We start from the raw sequence: 265 nt of genomic DNA, 5'->3' as shown, positions 1-265 counted from the left end.
TGCCCAAGGCGGTAAGAGCTGCCCAAGGCAGTAAGAGCAGCGATTAACTAATGCGATACTAGCTCAGTTGGTAGAGCGCAACCTTGCCAAGGTTGAGGTCATCGGTTCGAACCCGATGTATCGCTCCAAATTAGCCTTTTAAAGGCAAGATTCATTGACTTAAACAATGCATCCGGACGCGGGATGGAGCAGTTTGGTAGCTCGTCGGGCTCATAACCCGAAGGTCGTCGGTTCAAATCCGGCTCCCGCAACCACATTACAGTTA

At 50.9% G+C, this 265-nt stretch carries 2 tRNA genes; both read left to right on the top strand.

Going from position 1 to position 265, the window contains the following annotated elements:
- Positions 1-52 precede the first annotated feature (52 nt).
- Positions 53-128, top strand: a tRNA-Gly gene (locus BCV39_RS19925).
- Positions 129-177: 49 nt separating this feature from the next.
- Positions 178-254 (top strand) — tRNA-Met (locus BCV39_RS19920).
- Positions 255-265 lie beyond the last annotated feature (11 nt).

It is taken from the genome of Vibrio sp. 10N.286.55.E10, assembly GCF_002872555.1.
Classification (GTDB): domain Bacteria; phylum Pseudomonadota; class Gammaproteobacteria; order Enterobacterales; family Vibrionaceae; genus Vibrio; species Vibrio crassostreae.
This window is presented reverse-complemented; position numbering and strand designations above follow the sequence as displayed.